This is a genomic window from Ruegeria sp. S84 (assembly GCF_056583445.1).
On record NZ_JBWPVF010000001.1, the window covers coordinates 241,706 to 255,479 of the forward strand.

Here is a 13,774-nt window from a genome sequence, read left to right on the forward strand (position 1 = left end):
TCATGAAGCAAAGACTTGTTGTCATAGGCGCGGGTATGGCCTCAGGCCGGGTGTTGGAACACCTGACCGACGCCGCGCCGGATACGTTCGACATCACCCTGTTCAACGCCGAGCCGCGCGGGAACTACAACCGCATCATGCTCAGCCCGGTACTCTCGGGCGAGAAAACCTATGAAGAGATCGTCACCCATGACGACGCGTGGTATTCCGCGCGGGGTATTGCCTGCCGCTTTGGTGAAAAGGTCGCGAAGATCGACCGCGAGATGAAGGTGGTCGAAGGTCAGAACGGCCACGTTCCCTATGACAAGCTGGTGATTGCGACCGGGTCTAACCCGTTCATGATCCCTCTGCCAGGGCATGATCTGGAGGGTGTGATTGCCTACCGCGATCTGGAAGACACCGAGCAGATGATAGGCATGGGCCCTGACAACAAGGTGGTCGTGATCGGCGGCGGCTTGCTGGGGCTCGAGGCCGCCGCGGGTATGGCTGCCCATGGCGTTGACGTGACAGTGGTGCATATCATGGGTCACCTGATGGAGCGACAGCTGGACGAGGCCGCAGGCTACCTGCTGAAGAAATCGCTGGAAGACAAAGGCATCAGGATTTGCCTGCAGGCGAACTCTAAAGAAATCCTCGGACAGGACGGAAAGGTCCGCGCGCTGCTTCTGGACGACGGGACCGAATTGCCCTGTGATCTGCTTGTCATGGCCGTGGGTATCCGCCCCAACACAGCTCTGGCGCAAGAGGCTGGGCTGGCCACCGGGCGCGGTATCCATGTGGATGACCAGATGCTAACTTCGGATTCGGATGTCTTTGCGGTAGGTGAATGCGTCGAACATGACGGGGCGGTCTTCGGTCTTGTCGCGCCGCTTTACGATCAGGCGAAAGTGGCTGCGCAGGCTTTGTTGGGTGAAGAGGCTGCGTTTGCTCAGAAAACCCTATCGACCAAGTTGAAGGTCACCGGCTGCGATCTGTTCAGTGCGGGGGATTTTGCGGATGGGCCGGGGCGCGAGGATATCGTGTTCCGCGACCCCTCGCGCGGGGTCTACAAACGGCTTGTGATTGAAGAGGATCGGCTGGTCGGCGCGGTCATGTATGGTGACACCACTGATGGCAGCTGGTTCTTTGGCCTCATCAAAGACGGCGCCAGCGTAGAAGAAATGCGCGAGACGCTGATCTTCGGACCCGCATATCAGGGGGGCGACACTGCGGACCCTCTCTCAGCCGTTGCAGCATTGCCGCATGAGGCGGAGATTTGCGGCTGCAACGGCGTATGCAAAGGTGACATCGCCGAGGCGATCAATGCGGGGGCGGGTGATCTGGGCGCGGTGCGCACGACCACCAAGGCTAGTGCATCCTGCGGAACTTGCACAGGATTGGTTGAGCAAGTGTTGCAGGTCACTCTGGGCGACGCGTTCCAGATGCCTGCCGCGCAGCCGGTCTGCGGATGCACCGACCTGACTCATGAGGATGTGAGACGCCTGATCAAAGGGCAGGAGTTAAAAAGTCAGGCTGCCGTCTGGCAGGAACTGGGTTGGACGACGCCCAATGGCTGCCATGTCTGTCGGCCCGCGATCAACTACTACCTGCTGGCCGACTGGCCGCTGGAATACCAAGACGACCCACAAAGCCGTTTCGTCAATGAACGCAAACACGCCAACATCCAGAAGGATGGCACGTTCAGCGTTGTACCGCGTATGTGGGGTGGGATCACCACGCCCGACGAACTGCGCGCCATTGCAGATGCGGCGGATAAATACGATGTTCCCACCGTCAAGGTCACGGGCGGTCAGCGGATCGATCTGCTGGGCGTCAAAGGCGAAGATCTGCCCGCCATGTGGTCAGACCTGAACAAAGCCGGGCTGGTCTCTGGCCACGCCTATTCCAAAGGTCTGCGCACGGTCAAAACCTGCGTCGGCACCGATCATTGCCGGTTTGGTACTCAGGACAGCACCGGGCTTGGCATAAAGCTTGAAAGAAGCCTGTGGGGGTCGTGGACGCCGCACAAGCTGAAGCTGGCCGTATCTGGCTGCCCTCGAAACTGTGCCGAGGCGACCTGCAAGGACATCGGCGTGGTCTGCGTCGAATCTGGCTATCAGATCAGCATCGGCGGGGCCGCAGGGATGGATGTCAAAGAGACCGAGCTACTCTGTCAGATTCCCACCGAAGAAGAAGCGGTCGAGATCGTGATGGCCGTCACGCAAGCCTATCGCGAAGGCGGCAAGTATCTGGACCGTTTATATAAATGGCTGGGTAAGGTGGGCATGGACTGGGTCAAGGTGCAGGTCGTGGACGACCTTGAAAATCGCGCGGCCCTCGTCGCGCGGTTTGAACTGTCGCAAAACATCTACCGCAAAGACCCGTGGGCCGAACACGTCAAAGAGAAAGCGCAAACCTACGCGCCAATTGCAGATTTCACACTGGAGGCCGCAGAATGAGCTGGATCGACATCGGACATATCGACGAGGTTCCCTTGCGTGGGGCGCGTCTGGTCAAGACGCATATCGGCTGCATCGCTGTCTTCCGTACTGCCGAGGTGGAGGTCTATGCCGCGACCAACAGCTGTCCGCACAAGGGCGGTCCTTTGTCTGAGGGTATCGTGCACGGACAGTCGGTGACCTGTCCTTTGCACAATTGGGTATTTGACCTGAATACGGGCGAGGCGCAAGGCGCAGATGATGGCCGCATCACCATCTATCCCGTGCGCATTGTTGACGACCGTATCCTGTTAGACGACAGCGCAGTTACCCGGCGGAGCGCCGCCTGATGGACGGAAGTGGTCTGCCTGAAGTTCGCTCGACTTGCGCCTATTGCGGGGTCGGCTGCGGTGTGCTTCTGCGGCCCGATGGGGCCGGAGGCTTGACCGTTCGCGGCGATCCGGATCATCCAGCGAATTTTGGGCGTTTGTGCTCGAAAGGATTGGCTTTGGGGGAAACAGTTGGGCTGGAACATCGGTTGCTGGCTCCTCGCGCCTTCGGCCGAGACACAAGCTGGGACAACGCGCTGCAACTGGTCGCAGATCGGTTTTCTGCCGCAATCAAGAACCATGGACCGGACAGCGTGGCATTTTACGTCTCGGGGCAGTTGCTGACAGAGGATTATTACGTCGCCAACAAGCTGATGAAGGGTTTTATGGGGTCGGCCAACATCGACACCAATTCTCGACTGTGTATGGCGTCAACTGTGGCCGGACACAAACGCGCCTTTGGCACAGATACCGTGCCCGGGACTTATGAGGATCTGGATGAGGCTGATTTGGTTGTCTTGGTTGGCTCAAACCTCGCATGGTGCCATCCCGTTCTCTATCAACGCGTCATAGCTGCGCGTCAGGCGCGCGGTACGAAGATTGTGGTTGTCGACCCGCGCCGAACAGCCAGCTGCGATCAGGCCGATCTCCATCTGGCGTTGCAACCCGGCAGTGACGTGGCATTGTTCAACCGCTTGCTGAGCAGAATTCACCAATCGGGGCATGTGGCACCGGATTTTCTGGATCGCAGCGTAGGGTACACTGAAGCCCTCGAACTCGCACAGCTTGATGATCCGGATGAGACCGGACTTACCCCAGGTGAAATCGAAGCGTTTTGCGATCTGTGGATTGGAACCGAGCGGGTTGTTACGATTTTCAGTCAAGGCGTAAACCAATCCTCCAGCGGAACAGACAAAGTCAACTCGATCCTGAACTGCCATCTGGCTACGGGACGCATCGGACGCACAGGGATGGGCCCGTTCTCGGTTACCGGTCAACCAAACGCCATGGGTGGTCGAGAGGTCGGCGGTCTGGCCAACATGCTTGCGTGTCACCTGGATATCGAAAACGAGGCCCACAGAGCAGCCGTCCGGGACTTTTGGAAAGCGCCCATCCTGCCAGAAAAGCAGGGGCTCAAAGCTGTCGACATGTTTCGCGCCGTTAAAGATGGACAGATCAAAGCACTTTGGATCATCCACACCAATCCAGCGGCCACGATGCCGGACGCCGATCGAGTCAAGGCGGCGATCAAAAACTGCCCCTTCACCGTTGTAAGCGACCTGACTGCCCAAACAGACACCGCGCGTCTCGCAGACGTATTGCTTCCAGCAGCAGGATGGGGCGAAAAAAGCGGCACAGCAACCAATTCCGACCGCATGATCAGCAGGCAACGCGCCGTTCTGACCCCTCCGGGACGGGCACGTGCGGATTGGGATATCTTGGCCGAGGTTGGCCGCCGCATGGGTTGGGCCGAGGCCTTCAGCTATGAGTCTGCGGCGCAGATTTTTAGGGAATATGCGAACATGTCCTCGCTTGCCATCTCATTTGGCAAAGACTTTGAGATTGCTGGCTTTTCGGACATCAACGACGAAGATTATGATGCGATGTGCCCGACACGATGGCCCACGGCATCGCGGAAAACTGACGGTCGTTTCTTCGGAGACGGGCAGTTTTTTCATCCTGATGGCAAGGCACGGTTTGTGCCGGTCACCCATCGAACGCCCAAGGCAGAGCCATCAGAACGCTACCCTTTCCTGTTGAACACAGGGAGAAATCGGGATCAGTGGCACACCATGACCCGATCCGGATTGTCGCCGCGCCTGTCGGCTCATCTTGCCGAACCTTACATTGATATTAATCCCAAGGACGCTGATGAACTTGGTTTCAGTTCTGCCGATTTGGTAGAGCTCAACAGCTCCGTTGGAAGTGGCATCTTTCGACTGCGCATCACGGAAACTATCCCGCCAGGTCAGGTGTTTGCACCTATTCACTGGACAGGCGAAACCGCCCCATCAGCTCGTGTGGACGTGCTTGTTCCAAGTGTGACGGATCCGATTTCCGGACAACCTGAAAGCAAATCCACAGCGGTATCTGTACAACGTATGAATGCCGCATGGTACGGTTTTGCCGTTTCAGTTGCCGCGGCCTCGCCTGAAGCAGACTATTGGGCAACTTCCAAAACAACCAATGGCTACAGAATGGAATTGGCCGGGAAGCAGGTCATCGATGATTGGGAAAATACCGCCCGACAATGGTTTGGATTACATGATGCCGCAGCCACCACTGTAGAAGATGCCAAGAGCGGGTCGTTCAGAATTGCGCTGTCAGAAGAACGGCGCATATTGGCGGCACTCTTCGTCTCCCCTAAGCCCATCGCGCTGATGCGAGACTATTTGGCAACCTTACCCCAAGTTTCGCCGCTGCGGATATTATCCGGTCGTTCCTCTGCTGCCTCAGAAGACTGCGGCCCAATTGTCTGTTCATGTACTGGAGTCGGGCTAAGAACTATCATCCGCGCAATTGACGACTTAAATCTGATCAGTGTGGACGATATTGGAGATGCTCTTCAAGCCGGAACTAACTGTGGCTCATGCCAACCAGAGTTGGCAGGTTTGATCATGGAGCATTCGAAATTGAACCGCAACAAACTGAAGAATTGCCCACAGAAACATTTAGGATAGACTCTGGGCTTTCAAACAGGACCGTGGTCAGCTTTGGGTGGTTGTCAACGTAAGCGGGGGGTTCTATTCACTCTGAACCAGATATCCGATTAAGCCTTACTAGCCGGTTCGAATAATTTGTCAGACGATGGCTGGCTCTGCGCTCCAGACCTTTAACTACGTAGCAATTTCGGTTTTGCAGCGAATGTCTCCTCTAACGCGCAGCAATAGAGCTAAGGCGACTGGAGTCGAACTGCATCTTTGGGCCTTCAGCGCTTGCCATCAGGACATAAAGCCGGGTCGCCTGCTAGGTGATCCAGAAGCGCGCGCACCCGAGTTGTAATGCGCCTGTTCTGTGGAAACAATGCAGCGACGACATATGGCGACACCCGGTTCTCGGGAAACAGCTCGACCAGATCGCCGGACCGTAAGGCATCTGCGACTGTATATGCCGGGCACCGTGCGATGGCGGCGCCTTGTTCAGCAAGGCGAGCTGACGCAGCGGGAGCGTTCATTCGGAAGCGTCCGGTCACTTGGACAGCCTCTTCTTGGCCGCCGAAGTCGAACCTCCACACTGTAGGCTCTGTCATATTGCCATCGAGAATGCACTCATGTTTGGCCAGTGCCCGGGGATGGTCCGGGCGCCCTGCGCGTTCCAAATAGGTGGGTGAGGCACAGACAACCAAGGGCATGCGGCCCAATTGCCGAACCTTGAGCGAGCTGTCCCGCATTGGGCCAATCCTGACAGCAAGGTCGAGGCCTTCTTCAACAATCGACGCTCTGCGATCAGAAAACTTCAGATCGAGCTCTACATGGGGGTGTTTCTCAGCGAATTTTGCGAGCGAAGGTACCAACCGCAATGCGCCAAACCCCGTTGGCGCCGAGATATGGATCACACCGCGAAGGGACGCCTGCTCATTTCTGACCCTGTCTTCGAGTTCGTCGAATCCGTCGAGAAGCGGCTCGCACAACATCAGGTATGTTGCACCCGCATCTGTCAACGACACGCTGCGGGTCGTGCGATTGAGCAGCTGTACACCAAGCGCGTTTTCCAGATCAGCTACGTACTTACTGACCAAACGCGCAGACCGCCCCATGCGCTGCGCAGCGACGGTGAACGACGTGTTCTTTGCAACCAGCGCAAAGGCCCGCATGCGGTCTATCTTGTCCATCCCATTGCGCCTTCTGAGGGCTTAAAGTTCGTCAAATATAGGAGATTATCATCAAGAAGCGCAATGTGTATTGCTTGTTCAACACCTGCAACCAACCGGAGAAACCCATGTCCAACGCTGTTCGTATTCACCATTTCGCCAAATCTGGCCATGCACACCGCGCTTTGGTCTTTGCGAAACTTGCCGGGATTGCACATGAGGTTGTTCCCGTCGATCTAGCAGCTGGCGCGCATAAGTCGCCTGAATTTCTTGCCATGAACCCAAATGGGCAAGTGCCCGTCCTTGAGGATGGCGAGGTTGTTGTGTCCGACTCGAACGCGATTCTTGTCTATCTTGCGCGGACATATGCGCCTGATTGGATACCAAGTGATGCGGTCGGAGAAGCAAATGTGCAGCGTTGGCTTACTTTAGCGGCTGGAGAGATTGCGTTTGGTTCCTGCGCTGCGCGGTTGATCACCGTCTTTGGCGCGCCGCTGGACCCGAACTTTGCAGCCGCGACTGCGGAAAAAGCGATGCAGAAACTGGAGCGTGGTCTCACGGGTCGCGACTGGCTCGTTGGCGAGCAGCCCACCATCGCTGACGTGGCTAGCTACTCCTATACGGCACACGCGCCGGAGGGGAATGTCTCTCTCGAGCCATACCCGAATGTCCGTGCCTGGCTCGCTCGGTTTGAGGCCTTGCCCGGTTTTGAAGCGATGCCGGCGACGGCTGTTGGTCTTGTTGCAGAGTGAAAGGGCAAACCCATGGCGACCGAAGCCCAACGGCATCCTTTGCCACCGTTCTCAAAAGAAACCGCCATTCAAAAGGTGCGCCTGGCTGAGGACGGCTGGAACGGCCGGGATCCGGCCAAGGTCGCGCTGGCCTACACGCCGGACAGCAAGTGGCGCAACCGGATCGAGTTTCCCCAAGGGCGCGATCAGATTGAGGAGTTCTTGACCCGGAAATGGGCCAAGGAACTGGACTACCGTCTGATCAAAGAGCTTTGGGCACATGACGGCAATCGCATCGCGGTCCGCTACGCCTATGAGTACCACGATGACGGCGGAAACTGGTTCCGGGCCTATGGCAATGAAAATTGGGAGTTCGACAAGGATGGCTACATGGAACGCCGGTTTGCCAGCATCAATGAACACCCCATCCAAGAGGCGGATCGAAAGTTCCGCTGGCCGCCGGGGCGCCGTCCGGATGACCACCCCGGTCTGAGCGATCTCGGGCTCTAGCGTGGCTCAGGTGAAAGGATCAAGCGATGGCACAGATACATAAATCGCACAGAGGTGAGTTGATGCTGCAAGAGCGGCGTCACACTCCCAAAGAGGTGAGCGATGCGATTCCGCACTACATCGAAAGCGACATGCCGAAACAGCATGCGGATTTCTTTGCGGGTCTGTCCTATTTGCCGCTCGCAACGCTTGATCGTAATGGGCGTCCGTGGGTCAGCCTTCTGGTTACACAATCAGACAGCGACCCTTCTGTTGGCATTCAGGTTGCGGGCCAGAACACCACGCATGTGGTCGCGGAAACCAATCCGCATGATCCCTTTGTGCGTGCTGTGAGCCAGGATCCCGCATCGGGCCTTGAAGCGCGGCTCTTTGCCGGGGTTGGGATCGATTTCGGTAACCGCCGACGAAACAAAATTGCGGGCTCCATACGTACCGCAGATGTCGAGGGCGAGGAGAAGATCAGGTTACAACTGTTGTCCGATCAGCACTTGGGGAACTGTCCAAAGTACATTACAGTCCGTTCCTTAGGGCACACGCGACGCAACCCTGAAATTATCCATGACGGCTCTCGATGTGCACTCATCTGTGCTGTCGAATGAGGCCAAATCCGTCGTAGCGCGCGCCAGCACCTTGTTCTTGGCGACAAAACATACAAGCGATGCCACCACTGCAGGCGCTCAGACCGATATGGGCGTCAATCATCGCGGCGGCGCGCCCGGCTTTACCCGGCTCTACGAGGAGAACGACGGGGCGCGGGTTACGACCTATTTGGTTCTGCCCGATCATTCTGGCAATCGCTTCTACCAGTCGCTGGGCAATATCGAAACGGACCCGAAGGTTGGGCTGGTCTTTCCAGACTTTGAAACCGGTGAGATCCTCTACATTACGGGGGATGCTGAAAATCTGCTTGGGGATGACGCAGATGCGCTGATGCCGCGCGTGAGCCTGCTGACACGTATCAAGGTAACGGGCGCGGTTTTTGTGCGTGGAGGCCTAAACCTCAAGCTGGCATCAAAAGAGCAACTCTCCCCCTACAATCCGCCGGTCAAATATTTGCGCGCAGAGTTGGAGAAGATGGGGCATGCAATCAAGGCGCACGACGCCGCTATCCCGCTGACCGCCAAGCTTATCGCTACAAAACCCCTGTCCAGCACAATCAGTACTTTCGAATTCGAGTTGTCTGAGGCAATCAATGCCCCATTGCCTGGTGGCTTTGGCGTCTTTGACTTCTCCGACCTGGTGGACGCCGGATACAGCCACATGAACGAGACAAACCCTCAGCTTGTGAACGAGGACTACGTCCGCACATGGACGCTTTCCGGAGCGCCAAAGTTTGACGAAGAGAACAACGCGTTTCGCACGACCAATCGGATCAGTGTTACGGTCAAACGCAAACCAGGCGGTCTGATGTCCAACCTCCTGCACAACTATGCGGAGAAGCTGATCACGTACAATCTTCCAGTTAAATTCAAGGGCACCGGAGCGGGCTTTTCCTGTTTTTCCGAAGTGGCTGAGGGCAGCCCCCCAAAGTTCCCAGCAAAGATGCTTTGGATCGCGGGTGGCGTTGGCATCACCCCGTTCATGGTGATGTGGGACGGAGTCAAACAAGTGGTAGAGACTTACCCGCAGGACCAGCCCATCGATATCGTGTTTCTGTTTTCCGGTCGGGACGATGACATTGCAATTCTGCAGCACTTTGCGAAAAAAAACAGCTCTGTTTCGGACCAGGTGACACTGCGTATTGTCGCGTTTCAAAGCGCAGGCGAAAACGCATTGGCTGCGAAATCCGCTCGAGATGATCTGAACGCAGCATTCACCGATCAGCCGCTGCAGCTTCAGGAGCGACGCATGCATAGCAAAGACATTCAATCGGTCGCGCATCTCGGAATGCGAGATGTATATATGTGCGGCCCTGAAACTTTGATGACCAGTTCTGAAGCGGCGCTCAACGATTTGGGCCTCGAGGAAGCAAGGCTTCACCGTGAGACGTTTGTGTTTTGATAGGGGGATAAAACTTGTTCATGACCTTGCAGGACAGGATCACCCAATCTGAAATTGGGTGTTGGAAAGGCGTTCACCAAATCGAAACGACACTGGATTCCTTTGTGTTGTCCCGGACTAATGACCGCTTAATAGGCTGAACTCGCAGAGTCTGAACGCTCCGCTCAAGGTCCGAATTGGGCTGCAATTCGATCTGTGCGAAGCATCTGGAAAAACGTCGAAGATCAGGCACAGCCGATAGTGTTAAGTTGGCAGCTTCGACAAAGCTATTAGTTTGCACCTAACAGATACGTGAGAATTCTGTATTGGATCTAAGAAAGCTTTGCCCTCCTCACAGTCTCAATTCAATACTGAGGCACTTGACGTTGTTGTCGGAGATTTAGTTGCGATTTAGCGTGGGCATCGCTGTGTCAATTCTGGTGGCTGTGTCCATCGGGGTGTCGACGTTTATCGTCCACTCCCTGTGGTGGACAACAGCGCGACACAATAGCCGTATGCTCGCAGCTGAAATTAACGGCCAGATTGCAAACACAGTCCGCATCGAGGTGGGCGCGACCCTAAGTTCAGCCGAAGCCGCTTGGGCAGCTGTTCGCACTATCTTTGTTCAGAACGTCATTGCAACGCGGCAGGCCGATAAGCGAGAGTTTGTTTTTCTATCGCAATTGCAGGCACAGCCAAATATCTCGTGGATTTTCTTCGGCTGGCCAGATGGGAATTTTTTCGCATCGCATCGCTTGGGTGACGGCGGGCTCGAGATGATTGAAATCGACGAAAGTATCCGGAACCGAATGCTACGGAAAGACCGCTACATCTTCATTCCCGGTGACATCCAGTTTGAAGAGCGGACCTTTACTGAAACATCCTATGATCCGCGCGAACATGCCTGGTTTGAGAACTTTATGGGCCTCAACTCAGCCGGGTGGATCGAAGCACGTAACCTTCCGGATAGTAACAAAACCATTTACGCCTTTGCCGGTCCAATAGACGTCAACCGAAGGCGGCAAGGGGTTCTGGCCGTTGCGATCGAAACGGATCGTTTGTCTCGCTTTCTTGCCACGCTCGCGCCCGGCGAATTCGGTGCTGCCTTTATCCTGAACGCCGATGGAAAAGTTATTGCTGTACCTGATGCTAAAGCGGATGAGATTACTCCTGCGCGCATGGGCGAGGGCGAACTCTATGAAGTCGCCATGATCTCAGGCGAGAAGCTGTTGGCTGACCCCCAAACGAATGCTCCAGGCACTTTGACGAAACGTATCGTCATCGACGGAGTGCCTTATGTGGTGGCACTTACCCCACTGGGGTTTTACGGCTGGCGCGTTGCGACAGTCATACCTGAAGCGGCCTTTCTTTCGGGCATTGATGAAACGCTGATTAACCTGATTTACGTTTTTATCGTTGTAGTGGTTGTTGCAAGCGGACTTGCGATCTGGCTGATCCGCAGAATTGTAGCAAATCCGTTGGCGCTCATTGCCGAAGACCTTGGTAAAATTGAGCGCTTTGACGTTGAACGGATTGCGCGTAGGCCCTCCAAACTGTCTGAGCTTGAAAATCTTTCTGCGGCAACCGCAAGTATGGCTGCAGGTCTGTCAGCGTTCCGAAAATACGTGCCCACCGATCTGGTGCGCATGCTGGTCGCTGAGGGTATCAAGACGCAGCCAGGTGGAGACATGAAACAGATTTCGGTGCTGTTTTGCGATGTCACGGGTTTTACGGGAATGTCTGAAAAACTCGGTCCCAAAATCGTCCAATTGATGGAACCTTTCTTTAGCGCGGCCTCTACGGCCATCATTCAAAACGGTGGGACAATCGATAAATTCATTGGCGATGCTGTGATGGCGTTTTGGGGAGCGCCGCGCAAAGATACCAACCATGCTATAAATGCTTGCCGAGCAGCCTTGGAACTAGTCAATGCCGTAGACGCGTCCGGAATTGAAGATGAGGCTGGCAACCCTTTGCGCGTAAGGATCGGGCTGAACAGTGGCGATGCTCTGGTGGGAAATATCGGTTCAAAAGAACGGTTGAATTACACCGCAATTGGCGATGTCGTGAACGTTGCCAGCCGATTGGAAGGGGCCAACAAGGACTATGGCACGCTGATCCTGATCGGGCCGGAAACGAAACGCCAGGCGGCCGATTCGATAGTTGTCCGCGAGCTTGACACGCTAACCGTGTCTGGACGCACCGAAGAATTGGTGGTCTATGAACTGATCGCCATGAAGGATGGGTCCGCCGAATCTCTTGCTTGGATCAAGCTCTACGAACAAGGCCTTGCACACTATAGGGCAGGGCGGTTCAAGCAGGCAGTTGCCGCATTCGAGGCCGCAGACCAGGCGCGAAACGAGGATCCCGCCTCAACCGCAATGAAGATCCGCACCCAAAGCCTATTGAACAAGCCACCAACGGATCATTGGCGTGCCGCTGCAAGAACCAAAAAAAGCAGTTGATTACATCTGATCAAGTTTGGGCGCTTAGGCTTAGGACTCATAGCCAATAGATGATCAAAGCGGCGAAAGCGATTGCCGAGAGGAAGATTTTGGGGCACCTGTCGTACCGTGTCGCCACACGGCGCCAGTACTTCTATCTGCCAAACACGATCTCAACTCGATTGCAGCGTTTGTATCGGCGATTGTCGTATCGGACAGCGTCTTGCGCCGTTTGCGGCCTGGGATGCACGCGCGTATCCCTTTGTCTTTCGACACTTCTACGATCCAATCGGCATCATATCCGCGGTCACCCAACAACCATTCGACATTCGGTAGACTGCTGATCAATGACCTCGCACCAATGTAGTCACTGACCTGACCCTACGGCGAGTGCAGCTATTGCGGCGCTTAATCCATTAGGTTGGCTGGTAACGGGAGATTGTAGGAAGGAGCTCTCAGAACCGAAAACTGTTCCCGAACTCAAGTTCACAGGTGTGGTGGATGCTCCGCAAAAAGAATTGAACTGGATCAGCTCGACCTGAAAGAATGTGAGTTTGGGCATGTCGTAGACCCGATCTATCGCGTAACACATCAAAAGCAGCTTTTTCGAAGGGTGATAACTTGGACAAACTGTCAGTCATGCAAGCTTTTCGCCGTATCGTTGAACGCGGTAGTTTTGCCCGTGCGGCGGAAGATCTTGGTGTTTCTCCCGCGCTTCTCAGCAGAGAAATCAAGCTTCTGGAAGAAAGTCTAGGAACCGTTCTTCTCACCAGAACGACCCGATCCATGTCACTGACTGACACCGGCAGTCTCTACTACCAAGATGCAATTGGAATACTCGACGCGGTCGAGAAAACGGAGCAAGCCATCAGGGATGGTTCAAAAGCAGTGCGCGGGCATCTTCGGGTGAATGCATCAAGTTCTTTCGGCCAGACCGTTATCGCACCGATGCTTCCAGAGTTCTTGGAAACCTATCCAGATCTGCGTTTTACGCTTTCGATGGACGACAAGGTGATCGATATGGTCGAGGGCGGGTTCGATCTATCGATACGTATCCGTGCTGCCATGCCGGATTCGGCACTTGTTGCCCGACGGATCGGCGTGATGCGGCAAAGAATATTTGGGTCTCCAGACTATTTGGAGCGATGTGGGACGCCGACCCAGCCGGCGGATCTGAAAACCCACGCAATCATCGGCTTTTTGCTAGCTGATCATTTGACGAGCTGGAAACTCTCGACCGCCGAAGGTGTCACAACATTAGAGCTTGATCCGCGTGTGCGCGTCGGCAACAGCCTCGTTTTGCGGGATCTGCTGATAGCGGGGCAAGGTATCGGAACTCTGCCCGAGTTCGTCTCTGATGCTCCCGAAGCCAGCGGGGCCTTGGTGCGAGTTCTTCCTGAACACGAGCTGCCTGCGCCGGAAGTATTCGCCGTTACAGCATCTCGCTTGGGAATGGATGCAAAGGTCACAGCCTTTCTTGATCATCTGCGCCTGGCTCTCAGGTCGTGACATTGTTCAATACATGTAAAGAGTGATGTCAAAGAGCGCGCCT

At 55.5% G+C, this 13,774-nt stretch carries 10 protein-coding genes and 1 pseudogene; 9 read left to right on the forward strand and 2 right to left on the reverse strand.

Going from position 1 to position 13,774, the window contains the following annotated elements; all coding sequences use genetic code 11:
- The first annotated feature begins 2 nt into the window (after positions 1 to 2).
- From nirB to AC1DFB_RS19815, 3 genes are read left to right on the forward strand one after another with little or no spacing between them, the layout of a single operon-like run.
- Positions 3 to 2,438, forward strand: coding sequence for a nitrite reductase large subunit NirB (gene nirB / locus AC1DFB_RS19805; RefSeq protein ID WP_480922836.1), 2,436 nt, complete (start codon positions 3 to 5; stop codon positions 2,436 to 2,438).
- Positions 2,435 to 2,767 carry a nitrite reductase small subunit NirD gene (gene nirD, locus AC1DFB_RS19810; RefSeq protein WP_170513090.1) on the forward strand — a complete coding sequence of 111 codons (333 nt, stop codon included), beginning with the start codon at positions 2,435 to 2,437 and terminating at the stop codon, positions 2,765 to 2,767. Before nirB ends, nirD begins: the two co-directional genes overlap by 4 nt.
- Positions 2,767 to 5,427: a molybdopterin-dependent oxidoreductase gene (locus tag AC1DFB_RS19815; protein ID WP_480922837.1), complete on the forward strand. Its 2,661-nt coding sequence runs from the start codon at positions 2,767 to 2,769 to the stop codon at positions 5,425 to 5,427. Before nirD ends, AC1DFB_RS19815 begins: the two co-directional genes overlap by 1 nt.
- Before the next feature lie 248 nt (positions 5,428 to 5,675).
- On the opposite strand, the gene AC1DFB_RS19820 is transcribed toward AC1DFB_RS19815, so the two are convergent.
- The gene (locus AC1DFB_RS19820) at positions 5,676 to 6,578 is read right to left on the reverse strand and encodes a LysR family transcriptional regulator (protein ID WP_170407194.1); all 903 of its coding nucleotides are present in this window, start codon (positions 6,576 to 6,578) and stop codon (positions 5,676 to 5,678) included.
- Positions 6,579 to 6,685: 107 nt separating this feature from the next.
- Here AC1DFB_RS19820 and AC1DFB_RS19825 point away from each other — a divergent pair, with 107 nt between their 5' ends.
- From AC1DFB_RS19825 to AC1DFB_RS19845, 5 genes are all read left to right on the forward strand, one after another.
- A complete protein-coding gene (locus AC1DFB_RS19825; protein ID WP_480613026.1) occupies positions 6,686 to 7,309 on the forward strand; it encodes a glutathione S-transferase family protein in 624 nt (207 codons plus the stop codon).
- A gap of 12 nt (positions 7,310 to 7,321) precedes the next feature.
- Positions 7,322 to 7,798: a nuclear transport factor 2 family protein gene (locus tag AC1DFB_RS19830; protein ID WP_480613028.1), complete on the forward strand. Its 477-nt coding sequence runs from the start codon at positions 7,322 to 7,324 to the stop codon at positions 7,796 to 7,798.
- Between the two features lie 62 nt (positions 7,799 to 7,860).
- On the forward strand, positions 7,861 to 8,397 hold the full coding sequence (locus tag AC1DFB_RS19835; protein ID WP_480922838.1) for a pyridoxamine 5'-phosphate oxidase family protein: 537 nt from the start codon (positions 7,861 to 7,863) through the stop codon (positions 8,395 to 8,397).
- The gene (locus AC1DFB_RS19840; protein ID WP_480922839.1) at positions 8,357 to 9,799 is read left to right on the forward strand and encodes a pyridoxamine 5'-phosphate oxidase family protein; all 1,443 of its coding nucleotides are present in this window, start codon (positions 8,357 to 8,359) and stop codon (positions 9,797 to 9,799) included. Before AC1DFB_RS19835 ends, AC1DFB_RS19840 begins: the two co-directional genes overlap by 41 nt.
- Positions 9,800 to 10,182: 383 nt before the next feature.
- Positions 10,183 to 12,243: an adenylate/guanylate cyclase domain-containing protein gene (locus tag AC1DFB_RS19845; RefSeq protein WP_480922643.1), complete on the forward strand. Its 2,061-nt coding sequence runs from the start codon at positions 10,183 to 10,185 to the stop codon at positions 12,241 to 12,243.
- Between the two features lie 37 nt (positions 12,244 to 12,280).
- Here the strand turns inward: AC1DFB_RS19845 and AC1DFB_RS19850 are convergent.
- A pseudogene (locus tag AC1DFB_RS19850) lies at positions 12,281 to 12,603 on the reverse strand (transposase); the annotation flags it as partial.
- Positions 12,604 to 12,843: 240 nt separating this feature from the next.
- On the opposite strand from AC1DFB_RS19850, the gene AC1DFB_RS19855 reads away from it, so the two are divergent.
- Positions 12,844 to 13,731 (forward strand): LysR family transcriptional regulator, encoded by an 888-nt coding sequence (locus tag AC1DFB_RS19855; protein WP_480922644.1) that lies wholly within the window; start codon positions 12,844 to 12,846, stop codon positions 13,729 to 13,731.
- The last annotated feature ends 43 nt before the right edge of the window (positions 13,732 to 13,774 follow it).